The following is an 18,363-nucleotide window of genomic DNA, read 5'->3' on the forward strand; positions in this document are numbered from 1 at the left end:
AGAATAAATTCTTCATATTTTCATGAAATAGAATCATAATCAAGACGATAAAAAAATAAAGATAAGAGTAATTTGGTTTGTTAAAAATATGTGCAGAAGGAGTTATGCGATGAACTGGGTTACTCATAAACCATCATTTGAATTTGAAACATTTAGTCCTATTATTCGGTCACAATCTGCGTGGAGTGGACATTTAGATTTTGCATATGACTTAGTACGATTTGAAAAACCAGAAACTTTAGTTGAGTTAGGTACACATTTAGGAGCTTCCTTTTTTAGTTTTTGTCAGGGAGTAAAAGATGGAGGGTTATCGACTAAATGCTTTGCAGTAGATACTTGGGCTGGAGATGGGCATACAGGTCCATATGGAGAAGGGGTTTTTCAAATAGTAGAAAAAGTAGTGAGCGATAACTACCTTAATATAGGAAATTTAATTCGATCTACTTTTGATGATGCTGTAGACCGGTTTCAAGATGAAACGATAAATCTTTTGCATATTGATGGCTATCATACGTATGAAGCTGTTTCTCACGATTATAATACATGGCTACCGAAAGTCGCGAAAAACGGTATTGTATTATTTCATGATATTGAAGTTAGAAGTAGTGATTTCGGCGTATATAAGTTTTGGGATGAGGTAAAAGCGAAGTACCCTCATTTTCAATTTGCGCATTCATATGGACTGGGAGTGTTATTTCCGAAGGGTTGTAGTGATAAGTTTGAGGAAATACTTAAAAATAAAGAAGAAATACAAAATATGTATAAATAAAGATAGGGCATACATCATTTTTATGATGTGTGCCCTATTTTTTATGTAGAAAATAATGGTGTGAATTAAAAAGCGAAGATAGTTGTAAAAAGTTTTATTGCAGCAAATATTAAAAAAGTTAGTATGGGATTTTTCTTTGTAAATAAAGTGAAGCTTTAATACGTTCATATCAATTCGGAATTTTACAGTAGTTAATTTCTTACCTAAGTGCTTTGCACTTACTGAATTTTGAGACGGGGGTCTTATTGGCCGAAAATATCGGGATAAATAAAAATACAACATTTTTTATATTTTTCATTGCGAAAAACGTAATCTACTTTTACAATAGAAAGGGTTGTGAATATATTATACTGGAAAAATAAATCGAAATAATATGAAAATTTTGTTTTGTCTTCGCTAATTGTATATTACATACATGTAAGACGACATACGTCATGTTATCGACTTGTAAGGAGAGAAAAAAATGAAAAGTGTAAGATTACCATCGATGCTAGAAATCATAGTTCTTTTATTACTATTTCTTGCTGTTGTCTTTTCCTTCCAAACGATTTTTGATCTCCCAATTCAATTAGCGCTATTTATTTCATGGTTTTTAGTAATTGCGCTTGGATTAAGATTAGGATTTCGTTATCAAGAATTGCAAGATGCAATTACGAAAGGGATTTCTAACGGATTAGAAGCGATACTGATTTTAGTTGCAGTAGGTGCTTTAATTGGAACATGGATTGCTGGTGGGGTAGTACCAACATTAATCTATTATGGATTAGAATTTATTCACCCTAGCATATTCCTATTAGCAACATTAATTATTTGTTCTATAACTTCTATCGCAACAGGAACGTCTTGGGGAACAGTGGGAACAGCAGGTATTGCTATGATGGCGATTGGTGAAGGACTTGGTTTACCACTTCCGCTTGTTGCTGGTGCAGTTCTTTCAGGAGCTTATTTCGGCGACAAATTATCACCACTTTCTGATAGCACAGTTCTTGCAGCTTCTATGGCGAAAGTAGATGTTATTGCTCACGTTCGAGCTATGCTCGTATTAGATGTTCCAGCTTATATTATTACTAGTATTATGTTTACTGTAGCTGGTTGGATGTATGGCGGCGATAATGTAGATTTGAATCGAGTAGAATTTTTAAAAGAAGCTTTATTAAAGCAATTTGATATTAAAATATGGATGCTTGTTCCGGCGGTCATTGTTATCGTTCTATTAGCGATGAAGAAACCGTCTATGCCAACAATTGCAATGGGAGCTTTAATTGGTGCAATTTGGGCAACCCTTTTCCAAGGGATGAACTTTGGAGAGGCGATTGGAACAGCTTATAACGGATTCTCAATTCAATCTGGTGTTGAGTTTGTTGACAAGTTATTAAACCGTGGTGGAATTAACGGCATGCTTGGCTCAGTAGCCGTTATTATTTTCGGTTTAGGATTTGGTGGATTACTTGAAAAACTAGGTGTTTTAAAAGTAATCGTATCAAAATTTGAGAAGAAATTAAATTCTGCAGGTAATGTAACATTGTCTACATTAATCGTGGCATTCTTAGCTAATATATTTGGTTGTGCGATGTATGTATCACTAATTTTAACACCAAAAATTATGGAAGATAGCTATGATAAATTAAAAATAGACCGTCGTGTATTAGCGCGTAACTCAGAAGTAGGTGGAACGTTAACTTCAGGTATGGTTCCGTGGTCTGATAATGGTATTTTTATGGCTGGCATTTTAGGTGTAGCAACGTTCTCATACGTTCCGTTTATGTGGTTAAGCTTCGTATCGTTAATTTTAGCAGTTATTTACGGATATACAGGCAAATTCATCTGGTATGTAGATGATGCAGATAAAGGAAAGCAAGCATCATAAAATAAAAATCACCTTCTACAATATGTAGAAGGTGATTTTTTTATTTTTTAATAGCATTTGCTGAAGTTATTTCATTCTCATATTTAGCAATTTTTTGTTGTATCTTTTTTAAGTTTTTTTCAGTGTCTTGAATGAGCTGTAAGACATTGGTCTCCTGTTGTTTCATTAATTCTAACCTTTGAAGGATAGTAGATTCTCCTTCCATAGACCAGTCGATAAATTGTTTTATTTTTTGAATTGGCATACCAGTGTTTTTTAAACACAAAATCATCTCTAAATATTTCAGTGCTTCTTCATCAAAAACTCGATCTCCTTTTTCGTTTCTTTGCAGAAAAGGAAACAGTCCTTGTTTATCGTAATAACGTATTTGAGAAATAGTTAAGTGTTGCATTTTGGCGACTTGCCCAATTGTATAATACATATCATTCATCCTTTTATTACCAAGGTATAATGCCATCTTTGTTAAGTATTTTACCATTATAGTTTGTTTCACTTAATGCATATTTAATAATAATTTTAGCACTTTCAGTGGTTGTATGGCCACCGGGGGAATTTCCATTAAGATCCGTAGTTGTAAAACCAGGAGTTACCCCAAATACTTCTGGACCGTTAGTAGCAAATTCTTTACTAAAAGCTAATGTTAAAGCATTAATAGCTGTTTTTGAAGAATTATATCCTAGTGTATTAATTGGATGTGTTTCACCATTAGCAAACATTGTTAGTGAGGCCATGTCAGTTGTTACATTTATTATTTTACTGTTGCTTGAATTCTTTAATAATGGTAAAAAGGCTTGCATCATTTGGAAAGTTCCAAAAAAATTAACTTCAAATCCTTGGCGTAAAGTTTCAATATTTAATTCACTAGGTAGCATATTGAAGTCTAGCGCTATGCCTGCATTATTAATTAATAAATGTAAGTGATCAGTCGTTTCGTAAATTTTCTTTGTTGCTTCTTGAATGGATTGTGAATTTGAAATATCTACTTGAATATAGGAAACGTTTGAAACATTTAAAGATTCTACGGCTTGTTGTCCAAGTTGTTCATTACGAGCACCTAAAAATACGTGATAATCTTTTTCTGCTAATTGACGAACAAGTTCATATCCAATTCCTTTATTCGCACCTGTTATAAAAGCATATTTTTTCATATTGAATTCCTCCAGTAATGTTATAGTAGGTTACAATGGAAAGGATACAGCCTAAACTTAAGTTTAGGTCAAGAGGAATTTTTTTAAATAAATATAGAATATCTATATATAAGAGTGAGAATTCTTATCATTTAAGAGAAAGTCTGTTATTATAAGAGATGTAGGTATTATATTTTCAAGGGGATGAAAACATGGAGTACAGAATTGAAAGAGATACATTAGGAGAAATAAAAGTTCCAGCTGATAAATTATGGGCAGCACAAACACAACGTAGTAAAGAAAACTTTCCAATTGGAACAGAGCAAATGCCGCTTGAAATTGTAAAAGCATTTGCAATTTTAAAGAAGAGTGCAGCGCTTAGCAATCAAAAATTAGGAAAGCTATCAGAAGAAAAAGCAGAAGCAATTGTAGAAGCTGCGGATGAAGTGATTGCAGGGAAATGGAATGAACATTTTCCGCTTGTCGTATGGCAAACAGGTAGTGGTACACAGTCAAACATGAATGTGAATGAAGTAATTGCAAATCGTGGGAATCAAATTTTGAAAGAGAAGGGATCTGACGTACATATTCATCCGAATGATGATGTGAACATGTCACAAAGTTCAAATGATACATTTCCAACGGCGCTTCATGTAGCTTGTGTAATCGCAGTAGAAAATCACGTATTACCAGCAATTACGAAATTAAAAGAAACTTTAGCAGAAAAAGTAACTGCATTTGAACATATTATAAAAATTGGTCGTACACATTTACAAGATGCAACGCCGTTAACTTTAGGGCAAGAAATTAGCGGATGGCACCGTATGCTTGAAAAAACAGAGCGTATGATTGCAGAGAGCAATACATATATGAAAGAGTTAGCAATTGGTGGAACTGCGGTTGGAACAGGTATTAATGCTCATCCTAAATTTGGTGAGATGGTATCAGAGGAAATTAGTCAATTTACAGGTAAACAATTTGTTTCTGCACCAAATAAGTTCCATGCATTAACGAGCCATGATGAAGTTGTATATACCCACGGTGCATTAAAAGCATTAGCTGCGGATCTAATGAAGATCGCTAACGATGTACGTTGGCTTGCAAGTGGTCCACGTAGTGGTCTTGGAGAAATTATTATTCCAGCAAATGAACCGGGAAGCTCTATTATGCCAGGTAAAGTAAATCCAACGCAAAGTGAAGCGTTAACGATGGTTGTAGCGCAAGTAATGGGGAATGATGCAACAATCGGATTTGCTGCGAGCCAAGGTAACTTTGAGTTAAATGTATTTAAACCTGTTATTGCTTATAACTTCTTACAATCAGCTCACTTATTAGCGGATGCAATTGTTTCGTTTAATGACAATTGTGCAGTTGGTATTGAAGCAGATGAAGAAGTAATTAATGAAAATGTGAATCGCTCACTAATGCTTGTAACAGCGCTAAACCCACATATCGGATATGAAAATGCAGCGAAAATTGCGAAGCATGCTCATAAAGAAGGATTAACTTTAAAAGAAGCAGCATTGCAATCTGGGCTACTAACAGAAGAGCAATTTGATGAAATTGTAGATCCAAAGAAAATGATTGCTCCAAAAGAGTAATAGAAAAAGCCAGGGTTCTTAGTATAGAATCTTGGCTTTTTTGATGTTCATTTTTATGTTTCATCTACTTGCAATACTACAAGCTTCAAAATATATTATTTGTTAGCAGGCGTATTCATTACTTTCATCTGTGGGCAGTTCTCTTTTAAGAGTGAAATGAATTTTTCTTCTTCTAGTGGTATGAAAGTGGTCACTGAGTCAAATAAATTGTAATGGATTTCTAATTGTTGTCTAGTCCATTTTTTTGAATGAAGTTTTTTACCAGAGTATTTAACGTGACGAATATCTTCAAATGGAATTTCAGTATGAAAAATGAAACCGTGTTTTACAACAAGAGATGATTCCGTTACGTTGTAGTGAGAGAAATAGAATGAAGAAAGATTCACGATATTTAGCAGCATCATGAGAGTGAAAAAAATAGAATTTTCATTTTGGAAGAATAACGAAACGAAAAAAATAATTATAAATAATGTAATGAAAATGACGTGGAATGGATTTTTTTTCGCTTTAAATTTCAAGTTAGTCACCTCGGTATACTTGTTCTTTAAATAAATTAAATCATAACATTGTGATAAAACGTGTGAATATGCAGAATTGCATATTCACACGTTTTATTATTCATGTAAAATTTCTTGATGGGATAAATTCAAAAGAAGTTTTGTAATAGTGGAGTGGCATAAAGTGACTTACAAGAATAGAAAGATAGCGTTAGTCATAATTAGTTGTATGATGATTATGAGTAGTTGTGCTAATAAATTTGTTGAAGATAGAAATCGAAAGCATACATTTGTACAAGCAAGTAAGGTTTTAGTAGAGACTGTAAATAGAATATATAAAAAGTAAAGGATGTTTTCTTATACGAAAACATCTTTTTTGTAGTTAAAATTGAATACTGAAGTTTTGTAATGAGTGAATACCAGTTCCATATTCACTAATCGCATATGCGTTCTGTGCAATTTACTTAACGGTAAACCAAGGGTCTTGAAGAATATTCATGTTCTATTTTACATCCTATAAAATGAATTTGTATAAACATATTCGCTTTTCGTTGTATTAAATCCTTTCGATAGATGTTTTTATAAAAGTTTATAAAATGGGCAAACGAAACGTTGAAATGTTTGTTTGTGTTGTGATAAGATGATGAAGTAATAATAAACGATATAGCGATTTGTTTGGTTTTTAAATAAACATTTTGAAGGAGTGTTTAGTATGAGCGATATTTCAGAGAAGTTTTGGGATGCGTCAATAGAGGAATTAAAGAAAGGGTATGTGTTTGATGAAGAAAAAGAGGGGTACATTTGCTTAGCTTGTGGTGAAACATTTATTAAAGGTGTTATTTATCAAGATAATCAAGTTTTGTATGAAGCAGAGAAGTTCGTCCAATTGCATATTCAAAATGAGCATACGTCTATGTTTGATTATTTGCTAAATATGGATAAGAAATTTACTGGATTAACGGATTTACAAAAGAAAATGGTTCAGTTTTTCTATATGGGACTGAATGATAAAGAAATTGTAAAAGAGATGGATGGCGGAAGTACATCAACAATTCGTAATCATCGATTTACACTGCGAGAGAAAATGAAACAAGCAAAAGTATTTTTAGCGCTAATGGAATTATCAGAAGAAAAATCAAAAGTACAAACGAAATTTGTGCCAATTCATAGAACAGCAACGATGGTAGATGATCGATACAATATTACGGAAGAAGAAAATGATGAAGTATTAAAAGCTCATTTTACAGAAGGGTTAGATGGACCTCTCTCTAAATTTCCGAAGAAACAAAAGCGTAAATTAATTATATTGCGCCATTTAGTGAAGAAGTTTGATAGTAATAAAAAGTATACTGAAAAAGAAGTAAATACAGTGATAGAAAATGTATACCCTGATTTTGTAACATTAAGAAGATATTTAATCGAATATGGATTTTTAGATCGAACAGCCGATGGAAGTCAATATTGGGTGAAGTTATAATCATACGAAAAGAAAATGAATAGAAGCACAGTATTATAACAACTATACAAAGAGATAGAGATTGAAAATAGATGTTTAATAAAAGGAGAAATGAAATTTGAAACCACCTGCAGATAACAATAAAGAAGGTGCGGAGTCACATAAGTTGGAAAGTGAGAGTAAACCGATTTGGAAATCGATGTCGATGTTTTTAGTACCGTTATTATTAAGTAATGTACTACAATCAGTTGGACAATTATTTGGTATGGTAGTAGTAGGAAGATGGCTTGGAGTTAATGATTTAGCGGCTATATCAGCATTCTTCCCATTATTTTTCTTGCTCGTTTCATTTGTAATTGGTATCGGTTCAGGAAGCTCTATTTTAATTGGTCAGGCGTTTGGTGCTAAAAACGAAGATCGTTTAAAAGCTATCGTTGGTACGACGCTGACATTTACCTTTATTATTGGAGTTGTGTTGGCGATAATAGGAAGTATTTTTGCGATGGATATTATGCGTCTAATGGGAACACCAGAAAATATTATTGAAATAAGTGTACATTATGCACGGATTTTATTTATATCGATGCCAGTATTATTTTTATATTTCGCATATACAACATTTATGAGAGGTACAGGAGATTCTAAAACGCCATTTTACTTTTTAATTGTAAGTACAGCACTAAATATGATTTTATTACCAGTTCTTATTTTTGGATGGTTAGGAGCTCCGAAATTAGATGTGTATGGAGCAGCCTATGCATCTGTTATATCTACAGTTATTACGTTTATTGTCATGCTTGTGTATTTAAAGAAGAAAAATCACCCATTACAACTAGATGGAACGGTTAGAAAATACCTTCGAATGGATGGGGAGTTATTAAAGCTATTGCTAAGGCTCGGTATACCGGCAAGTATAAATATGATATTAGTTTCATTATCTGAGATTGCCGTAATCGCATTTGTAAATCGTTACGGTTCGGATGCAACAGCTGCTTACGGCGTTGTGAATCAAGTTGCAAGTTATGTACAAATGCCAGCAGTTAGCCTTGGTATTACAGTTTCTATTTTTGCAGCACAATCAATTGGGGCGAATCAATTTGATCGATTGCAGAAAGTTGTGAAGGCCGGAATTATTATGAACTACGTCATCGGTGGTGTGTTAATATCTCTTATTTATTTATTCTCAAGAGACATTTTATCACTATTTTTAACGAGTCAAACTACAATTGAAATTGCTCATAGCTTAGTTATGATTACGTTATGGAGTTATTTAATTTTCGGTCATGCACAAATTATTAGTGCGACAATGCGAGCGAGCGGTACAGTACTTTGGCCAACTGTTATTGGAGTTGTTTCAATTTGGCTTGTAGAAGTACCCGTAGCATATTATCTTTCTTACCATACAAGTCTTGGAATAGAAGGTATCTGGATTGGGTATCCAGCAGCATTTATTGTCAGCTTACTATTGCAGTATGCATATTATAAGCTTTCATGGCAAAAGAAACGAATTACACGATTAGTTAGTTAAATAGAAAAAATGTCCCTAAGTTATTAGACTTAGGGACATTTTTTCTTAAGTGCAGGTTTACAAATAGCTTTTTAAAGTTATATCAAAATGTTGTCTAATGAGAGTTTTATCACTCATATAAAACTCCCACGCTTTTTCTGATTCACCGATAATCTCAAAGGATTCCTCTGTAATATATAAAGCGCAATTATCCTCCAGTGCAATTCCTTCTATATTCCCTTGATGATTTTGTAAAAAGGAATGGAAGGCGTTCATTCTGTTTAATTGATTATAATGTGGACAAAATCTTTTATTAACAATACCCCATCCGTTACTCTCTATGTAACCAGAACCTTCATAATCTGATCGGATACTAGACGTGAACCAACACATAGCACCAGCGCTATAACCAGCAATAAGTGTTCCTTGTTGCAGAGCCAATAATAATTTTTTATCAAGTCTATGTTCTTTCCATTGCGTAAGCATGTGAATATAGTTTCCGCCACCTAGATAAATTAAATCGGCTGAATGAATCATCTCCTCTATTTCATACTTAGAAGGTGAATCTGTTGTAATGCGTAAAATTTGTACTTCACAATGTAATTGTTTTTCAAACGTGTCTAAAAATAATTTTATATAGCTTTCATCATCATGACTAGCCGTTGGAATAAACAATACTTTTGGATACTGTTTATTTGTTAATTCTATAAGGCGTTCATTAATAGGCAAGTGATTTGAATCTTGTAAATCACCGCCACCAATGACAGCTAATTTCATAGTAAAGCACCACCTAATTATTTTTGTTATATAAAAATTCGATAGAAGAGAGTTACATTCCTTCTCTATATGTAATGAATAAGTAGAAAATGTAGTTTAAGTATATCGGGATAGTAAAGAAACTACTGACTATATATACCAATGAATTAGAAACCATTCATTGATATATAATATTTCATACTAATGTTTCAAAAAATGGAAAAAATATGTTTAAATAGATGTAATGAAGCATTCATTCATATTGAATTTATACTTATATTTTAAAAGGGTATCGGAAATAATAGCGATTTTCTAAAACAGTTTTTACTTTTAATAGGAAGTTGTATTACAATATGGTAAAATTATTTCAATATATTTATTTAATATGAAATACAAAGAAGGAGCGTGAAAAAAGTGGATTTTCGATTTGAATTTACAACGAAGCTGAAAGAATACTTAGACGATGAGAAGGATGAAAAAATAATAAAAGATGGACATAGAGATGTAATTTTTCACTATTTATATGCGTTAGAGACTGAAATTGGCGTTGTTAAAAATCCTAATTTTACTTTTTTTGCATCAGGAAGACGTTCACATATAGTGTTAGAAAACGTTGAATTTAAAACAGAAGTAAATGTAAAAAGTAATATAATTGAAATTACAAAAATAGTGGATAATGTAGTTATTCCGTTAGATACTATCGTAGCGAAGGATCGGGAATTATTTGCCCTTGGGCGTAATGAGAAGTTTAGTGTACAAATATTAGAGCAGTATCTCTTTGATACATTTGGAGATAAGTTAGGCTTATAATGAATAGAATGAGGTACGTATTTATAGGTAGTGAATTTTAGTTTGTATTACTTGCGTTTGACCTCTCATTTAATTTGTACTACAATTCGTAGTGTGAAAGGAGTCATACGATGTTTACGCAAAACTATAGGTTAAATGAGCAAGGATTAAATCATTTCTTTGGACCGCTTGAAGCGAAGATTATGGAGATTATTTGGTCTACTGAAGGTATTACTATTAAAGAAGTCCAGCAGAAATTAAGTGAAGAATCGCCTGTGAATTTTAATACTGTTATGACAGTTATGAACAGGTTAGTAGAGAAATTACACTTAGAAAAACAGACTGTAAAAAGAAGTGGCATATATCGTGCTATACAAACGAAAGAAGAATTCTTATCCAATCAAACGAAGAAAATGACACAGGAATTAGTGGGGGAATTTGGAGATTTAGTTATAACACATATGATAGATGAGTTAGAGCAGGCTGATCCGAATTTAATAAAAAAATTAGAAGACAAATTGAATCAGTTAAAAAAAGAGGATCGATGAAATGAAATGGCAAATGCGTAAAATCGTATTGTTAGCGCTCATTGTTAGTACCCTCTTTTTCAGCTTGTTATTGTATTATGTTACATATCCATTTCTCTTTCAAAATAAGGCATTCTTCCTTTCAAAGTTTTGCTTGTTTCAGTTAGAAAAACATATGAAAGAACTATCAATGGTTCGTATTATAGTAGCGGGGTTATTATTAATTACTGTATTGATTGTGTGTAAAAGAATTTGGCGGCAATTTTTCTATAGTAAAAAAGTACAAAAAGTACTTATCCCATTTATTAGAAAAGGGAAACAAATATATATACTGCCGACTGCGGAAGTTGCAGCGTTTACAATTGGATTATTCCGTCCGAAAGTTGTCATGTCAGAAGGTTTGCTTCAGACGTTTTCAGATGAAGAGATTGATGCGATTATTTTCCATGAAGAATATCATCAAAATAATTGGGATCCGCTAAAATTATTTTGTTTTACGTTATTAGCAGAAGGAATGATGTACATCCCGATATTAAAAGAATTGTTACAACGATATCATACGTATCAAGAGTTAGCAGCAGATAAATATGCGATGCAAAAAATGGAATCTTCATTTGAGTTAGGTAGCGCGTTATTAAAATTAATTAAAATAAAGACAATGGAGAATCGATGTGTTACAGCTTCATTTGCAAAAACAGCAATAAATTTACGAATCGAGCAAGTGTTAAATGAAAAGGTTGCTAAGCTTACTATTCCGTTACATACGAACTCGGTATATGTAACAATAGGGTTATTCTGTGTGTCGATTGTACTTATTGTCGGAGAGTGCATATAGCCTCTTTTTTTAGGGTAAACACTACTCTATGTAGTGTGGATAGAGTGTTGTCATTTATATCATTATACTTTTTATCGCTATATATATCTTATTTATCATATATTACAGGTATTTTATTGTATACAAATCAAATGACGAAAATTACAGCACTCTTTATTCGTCTATTCGGTGGATTTACAGGTTTTTAAAAATGAGGAGGAAGAAAAGTGAAGAAACTAATTGCTATTATACTAGTAGGTGCTCTCGCTTGGGCGGGGGTTAACTTTTATAATTCAAAGAAAGAAGAAAAGGAAAGAAAAGCAAAGCAAGCAGAGTTACAAGAGAAAGAAGTATTACCACAAGTAGGTTTTAAAGCACCTGGCATCACATTAAAAGGATTAGACGGAAAGTTGCAGTCGTTAAATGATGCCAAGGGAAAACCATATATTATTAATTTTTGGGCATCATGGTGTGGGCCGTGTGAAATGGAGGCACCTGACTTAGTTCATATGTATGATAAATATAAAAAGGATGTTGAAATTTTTGCGGTGAATGCAACTGTTAGTGACCCAGTACAAGAAGCAAGCGCATTTGCTAATCGCTATGGGTTTGAGTTTCCTGTTCTATTAGATATGGACGGAGTAGCTGGACTAGATTATAAAGTATTCTCTTTACCGACGACATTTTTTGTTAATAAAGATGGAATTATAGTAGATCATGTACGAGGTGTATTACCACCAGATCAATTAGAAAAGAAATTTAAGAAATTGATTGAGAGCTAAAAGGGGATTTCGTGATGATGGAGTGGATCGTGAGATTACAACCCGTATCTCTTATAATTGGAAGTCTATTTGGATTTATGTTGATGAAACGAAAGATGAGGCATCAAAATGCATCATATGAAAAAATGATGGATGCCGTAACAAATGCGTTTATTATCATCGTATTTGTATGGAAGTTTGCACCAGCAATTTTAAATCCTGTATGGGCTTTTAAATCGCCATTGCAAGCATTATTAGCTATAGGAAGTATGCAACATATTGTAGTAGGATGCGTAATTGCTAGTGTATACATTGTTTGGAAAAGTAAAAAGGAACAATTTTCGCTTCGCATTTTACTTGATGTACTCCCTTTTGGATTGTGTGTGTGCATTATCTTTTATTTTCTATTACATCATGAAGTAGGTGTACAAACGACACTACCATGGGGAATGAATATATACGAATCTAAATTTTTGTATCATCCTATTTTTGTATATGAGATTATCCTCAACCTTTGTATAATGGGTTTGTTATGGATGAAAAATGAAAGGCTCGGAAATGGAAAGAATATAAGTATTTTTCTAATTGTTGAGGGGTTTGCTCAAATTATTATTTCGCTTGTTAGTGAACAAAATTCGGTACAGTTTGGTCTATCAGCACAGCAAATAATGAGCTTTTGTATTATTAGTTTAGGGATTTTGTTGGTGCCGAAAAAATAAAAGATATCCATGTACAGAGAGTATCTGTGTATGGATATCTTTTATAAGCGTATTTCTTCATCATATGCTAAATCATTATATTGTAGAAACCTAAAAACCCCTTTATTAGGGGTTTTTAGGTTTCTACAGGTCTGCATGTGTTTCTTGTTTATCTGTATCCCATTTTGGAAGTTGTTTTGCTTGTTGATTTTCAGTGAAATTATTAAAGCCAAAAGCAAGTATGCATGTAAAGGTTAAAATAGCTAAACTAATCTTTTTCATTATCTTAGTGCCTCCTTAGTTAATAATTTTTGTTTTGCTTCGTAAGTTTTGAAAAAATATTTTTGAGATTTCTCTATTTTATTCACTTTATGAAATTCTACTGCTAATAATTCGTAATATTCTTGTGCATAATCGTATAATTCTTTACTGTTAAAATATGTGGTGCCTGCAATGATTGCGTTTTCTAAGTCGTCTAGAATACCAGTGTGTTGTGTTTTTAAGATAGTGAAATGGTGTTTATATTCTTGATTATTTAATTCATTACAAATTTCTAAGCCTTTTTGAACCCAATCGTTTGCAAGTTCTTTTTCATTTAAACTAAAATGTTCTTTGGCTTGTAGAAAATTGGCTTTTAGGTGTTTAGGTAATTTGTTTGTAACTATTGTAAGATGTCTAATAGCAAGGGTTGATAGATTTTGAGAAGAGTAGAGCCAACCTAAGTTATTTCGAACTTTTAAGATTAGTGTATCGTCTTTCAGCTTTTGTAAAATATTGATTGCTGAATTATAGTTCTCTTCGGCTTGTTCGAATTGTTTTAAATAAACAGAACATGAGCCTAAAATGTTTTCGCATAGAGCTATTTTAATTTCATAACGTGGATATTTTGAGAAAATCTCTTTCGCTTGATTTGCATAATTGATTGCTGTAAGTGGTTTGTTTGTATGGTGATTAAATATAGCAAATTTATATTTATATTCAGCTTCTTCTAGTTCACCTGGTACATGTTTTAAAAGGGATTCAGCTTTTTCGTATTCTTTTTTTGCTTCATCATAATTTCCAATAATGGTAGCATGTTCAGCTTTAAAAAAGTGATAATAATAAGTAATAAAGTCTTCAGTTATTGGATTGTCTAAACGAACAATTTGACTAAAAGTATCATACTTAATGTTTGTCCAATCGGTTAGGACCTTATATTTAAAGTTTAGTAGGGAGTAGTAAAGCGATAGATTTTGATCAGCTTCAATTTTATTAATCTGTTTCTCTATTTTTTCTTTTAATTGTTTCGCTTCAATTAATTGCTCCGCTACCATTACTTGATATAAAATGTTTAATTCGTTGACAATCTGTTCATGCCCTTTTAATAACACACTCATTATATATTCCCCCATCCGATAAAAGTATTCTAATTTAATTATTTCTATAATAGCAAAATAGAAGAAGTATAAGAGTAATTTTACCATATTTTTCAACAAAATTCTGAAAAAACAATTAATTTTTACGTGTTTCTTATTTTTATGTGAATATTACAAGTGCCTCTGGTAGTGGTGGGATGAATCTGACTCATGATACGTTAGCATCAATGGGAGGGATAGCTTCACTTGTAAATATGTTTTTAGGAGGATTGTTCGGATTGGGTCCAACTGTTAAGTTTTTAACAAAAATTTCACTTTCTTATTTAATAAAAACAGGATAATCCGCATTTTATAAGAATCATCCTGTTTTTATTGATACATTAAAAAATCGGCGGAGTAACAGAAAATAAGACTATCGCATTTTTCTCAAAATGATTCACCCATTTATGTTTCAAATAAGCAGGTATCTTTACACTGTCGCCAGTTTCTAATACGTATTCTTCCTCGTTTAAATATAATGTGATTTTCCCATCTAAGACAAATGCTAATTCTTCTCCTTTATGTTCTAGCACATTTTCTGATGAAGCTGTATTAGGCGGGACGGTCATAATTGCTGTTGCTAAATTTCCAGTGAAATCAGGTGAAAGCATTTCATATGATAAATTATCGATAATCATTTTCTTTCGTTTATGGGAACGTACAATTAAATCGTCTGTATTTGTATCTTCAAGTAAAAAGCTAAATGTTGGCACATCAAGAGCTTTAGCAAGCACTTTTAATGTTTGAATAGAAGGGTTAGCGGACCCACGCTCAATTTGACTTAACATAGATGGTGTAATATCGGCCATCTTTGCTAGTTCTTTACTAGTTAAACCTTTTTCTTTTCTTTGTTTTTCAATTTTTTTACCAATATCTATATTTTCCATAATGAAAATCTCCTTAAGGGTTATTAAATTATATTTAAATAAATTAAATTAAATTAACTAAAGTTAACGATTTGTGTTAAACTATATTAAAATTAATTTAATTATAATTTATTATATGGTGAGCTACAAGGATATAAGGAGGAAACAAAATGAAAGAAATAGGGGCATTACAAGCAGAATACCCATTAGTGAATAAACTTATTGCAACAGAAGAAGTATTTTGGATAAATCCAAACATAGAAAAGTATGAAAGGGCAATAAAAGATTCACCACTTAATGAAGAGAATGTAAAAGATGCGGAAGAGAGATTAAAGCGTTTTGCACCATATATTGCGAAAGTTTTTCCTGAAACGAAAGGGACGAACGGCATAATCGAATCATCTTTAGTGAAAATACCTTCTATGAAAGAAGCTTTAGAGACAAATTACAAGCAACCTATTTTAGGAGAATTATTATTAAAATGTGATAGTCATCTTCCGATATCAGGATCAATTAAAGCTAGGGGCGGCATTTATGAAGTGTTGAAACATGCTGAACAACTAGCATTGCAGCATGGTATGTTAACAGAAGAAGATGATTATTCCATTTTAGATAGTGATACATGTAGAGAGTTTTTTGCCAAATATTCAATTGCGGTCGGTTCAACAGGAAATTTAGGGCTAAGCATTGGGATTATGAGTGCGAAACTAGGTTTTAACGTAACGGTTCATATGTCAGCAGATGCGAAACAATGGAAAAAAGATTTATTAAGAAGTAAAGGTGTAAACGTTATTGAGTATGAAGCTGATTATAGTAAAGCAGTAGAAGAGGGGCGTCAGCAAGCAGATGCCGATCCTAGCTGTTATTTTGTAGATGATGAAAATTCCCATGATTTATTTTTAGGATACGCAGTAGCAGCATTGCGATTACAAAAGCAATTAGAAGAGTTAGAGGTTGTAGTAGATGAAAATCATCCTTTATTTGTTTATCTTCCGTGCGGAGTAGGAGGAGGACCTGGCGGGGTAGCATTTGGTTTAAAGTTATTGTATAAAGACAACGTGCACTGCTTCTTTGCGGAGCCTACGCACTCTCCATGCATGTTACTCGGTTTAATGACAGGACTTCATGATAAAATTGCTGTTCAAGATATCGGGATTGATAATGTAACAGACGCGGACGGACTAGCGGTAGGAAGACCGTCTGGATTTGTCGGTAAAACGATGGAACCATTTTTGAGTGGGAATTACACAGTAAGCGATGAAGAGTTATATAGATTGTTAAAAGAACTAGCTGACACGGAGAATATTTATTTAGAGCCTTCTGCACTAGCAGGTATGATAGGGCCAGTGAAAGTATGTAAAGAAGATGAGTATTTACAAAAGCAACAGTTAACAGAGAAGGTGAAAAAAGGTACTCATATTGTGTGGGGAACGGGTGGAAGTATGGTTCCAAAAGATGTAATGAATGAATACTATAGGAAAGGTTTGGAATTAACGATATAAGAAAAATGAGGCTAGTTGTAGCCTCATTTTTTCATGTACATAAAAATCTTTGTTATTTTCACAATAGTTCTTTATAGTATATATAAAGGATAACTAATATTGAATAAATACAACAAAAAAGCTTTATTTTACATAATAAGAGGATGTGTATACGATGTCATTACAGACTAAATATATAGCGGGTATTTCGCTTGGGGTTATGGGTGTTGGCTTTGCGGCTTCTATCCCTTTTCAAGGAACGGTAGCAGGAGAGATTATACAAGGGGGGTTTGAAGCTGGATTGGTTGGCGGGCTTGCAGATTGGTTCGCGGTTACTGCTTTATTCCGTCATCCGATGGGAATACCAATTCCGCATACAGCTTTGTTACCTAAAAACCGTAAACGGGTAACGAAAGGGCTCATCAATACGTTAGAAAATGAATGGCTGACGAAAGAAAGTATTACGAATAAAGTAAAAGAGATGCAGTTAGCACAAATGGTACTGCAAATTGCTGAGAGAGAAATGCAGTCTGATGCTGTGAAAAAAGGCATTGTAACGATTGCTGAGAAAGCGATTGTTTCAATCGATACGGAAAAATTAGCGGTTATTATTGAAAAAGAATTAAAGACGTATTTACATACAATTAATACAAGTAACATTTTACAAGTGCTTGTTGATCAATTAGTAGTGCAAGAATATGATGAAAAGACACTTGATTACATATTAGTAAAAGTGAAAGAATGGACAGCGCAAGATGAAGCTCGATACCAGCTCGGAAGCTTAGGTATGAAGGCGATGGAAAATATAAAAGTAGATGGATTCTTGCAGTTTACATTGAAATCGTTTATGAATATTGTAGATGAAGATAAAATTGGCGGCATTTTGCAGAAATTTATTATTAGCAATATTAACAGCTTACAAGATGCAGATAATAGTACGAGACAACTTATTTTATCGAAAATTCGTCAAGAAATTATAAATGTAAAAGAAAATGAAGCGTTACTACAAGAATTAGAAAATTGGAAAGAAAAATGGATTGCCAATTGGAATGCTACTGACAAAATAAAAGAGATGCTAGAGCAAGTACAGCAAAGAGCAGTTTCTTTTGTAAATAATGAAGAATTTGCTGATAAATATGTTATTCCATTTTTACAAAAACAAATGAATAAAATAAAAGAAGATGAACAAACTGTTCAAAAAATAGAGAAGTGGTTACAAAAGCAAGTTGTCACACTTGTGGAAAAGAACCATTCGAAAATTGGTAAGCTTGTACAAGAAAACCTTGATAAGTTAGATGATAAGACGTTAATCGAAATGATTGAAAATAACGTCGGTAAAGATTTACAGTGGATCCGAGTGAACGGGGCGGTTTGCGGATTTATGATTGGATTAGTGTTAGAAGGAATTAAAGCGATTATATGAGAAAAACCTTCCGCAATTGCGGAAGGTTTT

The 18,363-nt window shown here is 32.7% G+C and carries 21 protein-coding genes; 14 read left to right on the forward strand and 7 right to left on the reverse strand.

Annotation, left to right across the window (positions count from 1 at the left end):
* Positions 1–109: 109 nt before the first annotated feature.
* Positions 110–769: a class I SAM-dependent methyltransferase gene (locus DN407_RS08500; RefSeq protein WP_001104673.1), complete on the forward strand. Its 660-nt coding sequence runs from the start codon at positions 110–112 to the stop codon at positions 767–769.
* Positions 770–1,232: 463 nt separating this feature from the next.
* Positions 1,233–2,636: a Na+/H+ antiporter NhaC gene (nhaC, locus tag DN407_RS08505; protein WP_000843992.1), complete on the forward strand. Its 1,404-nt coding sequence runs from the start codon at positions 1,233–1,235 to the stop codon at positions 2,634–2,636.
* Between the two features lie 40 nt (positions 2,637–2,676).
* On the opposite strand, the gene DN407_RS08510 is transcribed toward nhaC, so the two are convergent.
* Both DN407_RS08510 and DN407_RS08515 read right to left on the reverse strand, forming a co-directional pair.
* A complete protein-coding gene (locus DN407_RS08510) occupies positions 2,677–3,057 on the reverse strand; it encodes a MerR family transcriptional regulator (protein WP_000291861.1) in 381 nt (126 codons plus the stop codon).
* Positions 3,058–3,073: 16 nt separating this feature from the next.
* Positions 3,074–3,784 carry an SDR family NAD(P)-dependent oxidoreductase gene (locus DN407_RS08515; RefSeq protein WP_000759549.1) on the reverse strand — a complete coding sequence of 237 codons (711 nt, stop codon included), beginning with the start codon at positions 3,782–3,784 and terminating at the stop codon, positions 3,074–3,076.
* Positions 3,785–3,975: 191 nt separating this feature from the next.
* Between DN407_RS08515 and fumC the strand changes: the two genes are divergently transcribed.
* Positions 3,976–5,364: a class II fumarate hydratase gene (fumC, locus tag DN407_RS08520; protein WP_000456608.1), complete on the forward strand. Its 1,389-nt coding sequence runs from the start codon at positions 3,976–3,978 to the stop codon at positions 5,362–5,364.
* A gap of 95 nt (positions 5,365–5,459) precedes the next feature.
* Here fumC and DN407_RS08525 read toward each other — a convergent pair whose 3' ends face one another.
* Entirely contained in the window at positions 5,460–5,882 is a 423-nt protein-coding gene (locus tag DN407_RS08525) for a PH domain-containing protein (RefSeq protein ID WP_000669070.1), read from the reverse strand.
* A 163-nt stretch (positions 5,883–6,045) separates the two neighbouring features.
* On the opposite strand from DN407_RS08525, the gene DN407_RS31570 reads away from it, so the two are divergent.
* The 3 genes from DN407_RS31570 to DN407_RS08535 all read left to right on the forward strand — a co-directional run bounded on the left by DN407_RS31570 (position 6,046) and on the right by DN407_RS08535 (position 8,845).
* The gene (locus DN407_RS31570; protein WP_000221432.1) at positions 6,046–6,207 is read left to right on the forward strand and encodes a hypothetical protein; all 162 of its coding nucleotides are present in this window, start codon (positions 6,046–6,048) and stop codon (positions 6,205–6,207) included.
* Between the two features lie 366 nt (positions 6,208–6,573).
* Positions 6,574–7,338, forward strand: a complete 765-nt coding sequence (locus DN407_RS08530) for a DUF2087 domain-containing protein (RefSeq protein WP_001280278.1) — start codon at positions 6,574–6,576, stop codon at positions 7,336–7,338.
* A 97-nt stretch (positions 7,339–7,435) separates the two neighbouring features.
* A complete protein-coding gene (locus tag DN407_RS08535; protein WP_000804128.1) occupies positions 7,436–8,845 on the forward strand; it encodes an MATE family efflux transporter in 1,410 nt (469 codons plus the stop codon).
* Positions 8,846–8,902: 57 nt separating this feature from the next.
* Here the strand turns inward: DN407_RS08535 and DN407_RS08540 are convergent, their stop codons facing one another.
* Positions 8,903–9,601 (reverse strand): peptidase E, encoded by a 699-nt coding sequence (locus DN407_RS08540; RefSeq protein WP_000762123.1) that lies wholly within the window; start codon positions 9,599–9,601, stop codon positions 8,903–8,905.
* Between the two features lie 393 nt (positions 9,602–9,994).
* On the opposite strand from DN407_RS08540, the gene DN407_RS08545 reads away from it, so the two are divergent.
* The 5 genes from DN407_RS08545 (at position 9,995) to DN407_RS08565 (ending at position 13,190) form a co-directional block, all read left to right on the forward strand.
* Positions 9,995–10,390 carry a DUF3942 family protein gene (locus DN407_RS08545; protein WP_000347526.1) on the forward strand — a complete coding sequence of 132 codons (396 nt, stop codon included), beginning with the start codon at positions 9,995–9,997 and terminating at the stop codon, positions 10,388–10,390.
* Between the two features lie 110 nt (positions 10,391–10,500).
* Entirely contained in the window at positions 10,501–10,917 is a 417-nt protein-coding gene (locus tag DN407_RS08550) for a BlaI/MecI/CopY family transcriptional regulator (protein ID WP_000495075.1), read from the forward strand.
* Position 10,918: 1 nt separating this feature from the next.
* Positions 10,919–11,731: a M56 family metallopeptidase gene (locus DN407_RS08555; protein WP_000871931.1), complete on the forward strand. Its 813-nt coding sequence runs from the start codon at positions 10,919–10,921 to the stop codon at positions 11,729–11,731.
* 206 nt (positions 11,732–11,937) lie between these two features.
* A complete protein-coding gene (locus DN407_RS08560) occupies positions 11,938–12,492 on the forward strand; it encodes a TlpA family protein disulfide reductase (RefSeq protein ID WP_000733174.1) in 555 nt (184 codons plus the stop codon).
* Positions 12,493–12,509: 17 nt separating this feature from the next.
* Positions 12,510–13,190: a prolipoprotein diacylglyceryl transferase family protein gene (locus tag DN407_RS08565; protein WP_033667336.1), complete on the forward strand. Its 681-nt coding sequence runs from the start codon at positions 12,510–12,512 to the stop codon at positions 13,188–13,190.
* 123 nt (positions 13,191–13,313) lie between these two features.
* Here the strand turns inward: DN407_RS08565 and DN407_RS31580 are convergent, their stop codons facing one another.
* Together DN407_RS31580 and DN407_RS08570 are read right to left on the reverse strand one after the other, a co-directional pair.
* Entirely contained in the window at positions 13,314–13,451 is a 138-nt protein-coding gene (locus tag DN407_RS31580; protein WP_000724010.1) for a hypothetical protein, read from the reverse strand.
* Positions 13,451–14,545: a response regulator aspartate phosphatase gene (locus tag DN407_RS08570; RefSeq protein ID WP_000114846.1), complete on the reverse strand. Its 1,095-nt coding sequence runs from the start codon at positions 14,543–14,545 to the stop codon at positions 13,451–13,453. The genes DN407_RS31580 and DN407_RS08570 overlap by 1 nt, the downstream gene beginning before the upstream one ends.
* Before the next feature lie 143 nt (positions 14,546–14,688).
* On the opposite strand from DN407_RS08570, the gene DN407_RS08575 reads away from it, so the two are divergent.
* Positions 14,689–14,865, forward strand: a complete 177-nt coding sequence (locus tag DN407_RS08575) for a hypothetical protein (RefSeq protein ID WP_002061098.1) — start codon at positions 14,689–14,691, stop codon at positions 14,863–14,865.
* A gap of 39 nt (positions 14,866–14,904) precedes the next feature.
* Here DN407_RS08575 and DN407_RS08580 read toward each other — a convergent pair whose 3' ends face one another.
* Positions 14,905–15,450 carry a helix-turn-helix domain-containing protein gene (locus DN407_RS08580; protein WP_000427637.1) on the reverse strand — a complete coding sequence of 182 codons (546 nt, stop codon included), beginning with the start codon at positions 15,448–15,450 and terminating at the stop codon, positions 14,905–14,907.
* A gap of 149 nt (positions 15,451–15,599) precedes the next feature.
* Between DN407_RS08580 and DN407_RS08585 the strand changes: the two genes are divergently transcribed.
* Both DN407_RS08585 and DN407_RS08590 read left to right on the forward strand, forming a co-directional pair.
* The gene (locus tag DN407_RS08585) at positions 15,600–16,931 is read left to right on the forward strand and encodes a D-serine ammonia-lyase (protein ID WP_098507690.1); all 1,332 of its coding nucleotides are present in this window, start codon (positions 15,600–15,602) and stop codon (positions 16,929–16,931) included.
* Between the two features lie 154 nt (positions 16,932–17,085).
* Positions 17,086–18,333 (forward strand): DUF445 domain-containing protein, encoded by a 1,248-nt coding sequence (locus DN407_RS08590; protein WP_098295621.1) that lies wholly within the window; start codon positions 17,086–17,088, stop codon positions 18,331–18,333.
* The last annotated feature ends 30 nt before the right edge of the window (positions 18,334–18,363 follow it).

Origin of the sequence: Bacillus sp. JAS24-2 (assembly GCF_008274905.1) — a bacterium.
Lineage (GTDB): Bacteria > Bacillota > Bacilli > Bacillales > Bacillaceae_G > Bacillus_A > Bacillus_A cereus.

What these genes read in the sequence shown, in the direction of transcription:
- DN407_RS08580 (WP_000427637.1), bottom strand. Translation starts at nt 15,450, where the DNA reads ATGGAAAATATAGATATTGGTAAAAAAATTGAAAAACAAAGAAAAGAA.
- DN407_RS31580 (WP_000724010.1), bottom strand. Translation starts at nt 13,451, where the DNA reads ATGAAAAAGATTAGTTTAGCTATTTTAACCTTTACATGCATACTTGCT.
- DN407_RS08570 (WP_000114846.1), bottom strand. Translation starts at nt 14,545, where the DNA reads ATGAGTGTGTTATTAAAAGGGCATGAACAGATTGTCAACGAATTAAAC.
- nhaC (WP_000843992.1), top strand. Translation starts at nt 1,233, where the DNA reads ATGAAAAGTGTAAGATTACCATCGATGCTAGAAATCATAGTTCTTTTA.
- fumC (WP_000456608.1), top strand. Translation starts at nt 3,976, where the DNA reads ATGGAGTACAGAATTGAAAGAGATACATTAGGAGAAATAAAAGTTCCA.
- DN407_RS08550 (WP_000495075.1), top strand. Translation starts at nt 10,501, where the DNA reads ATGTTTACGCAAAACTATAGGTTAAATGAGCAAGGATTAAATCATTTC.
- DN407_RS08540 (WP_000762123.1), bottom strand. Translation starts at nt 9,601, where the DNA reads ATGAAATTAGCTGTCATTGGTGGCGGTGATTTACAAGATTCAAATCAC.
- DN407_RS08565 (WP_033667336.1), top strand. Translation starts at nt 12,510, where the DNA reads ATGGAGTGGATCGTGAGATTACAACCCGTATCTCTTATAATTGGAAGT.
- DN407_RS08500 (WP_001104673.1), top strand. Translation starts at nt 110, where the DNA reads ATGAACTGGGTTACTCATAAACCATCATTTGAATTTGAAACATTTAGT.
- DN407_RS08530 (WP_001280278.1), top strand. Translation starts at nt 6,574, where the DNA reads ATGAGCGATATTTCAGAGAAGTTTTGGGATGCGTCAATAGAGGAATTA.
- DN407_RS08585 (WP_098507690.1), top strand. Translation starts at nt 15,600, where the DNA reads ATGAAAGAAATAGGGGCATTACAAGCAGAATACCCATTAGTGAATAAA.
- DN407_RS08555 (WP_000871931.1), top strand. Translation starts at nt 10,919, where the DNA reads ATGAAATGGCAAATGCGTAAAATCGTATTGTTAGCGCTCATTGTTAGT.
- DN407_RS08590 (WP_098295621.1), top strand. Translation starts at nt 17,086, where the DNA reads ATGTCATTACAGACTAAATATATAGCGGGTATTTCGCTTGGGGTTATG.
- DN407_RS08510 (WP_000291861.1), bottom strand. Translation starts at nt 3,057, where the DNA reads ATGTATTATACAATTGGGCAAGTCGCCAAAATGCAACACTTAACTATT.
- DN407_RS08515 (WP_000759549.1), bottom strand. Translation starts at nt 3,784, where the DNA reads ATGAAAAAATATGCTTTTATAACAGGTGCGAATAAAGGAATTGGATAT.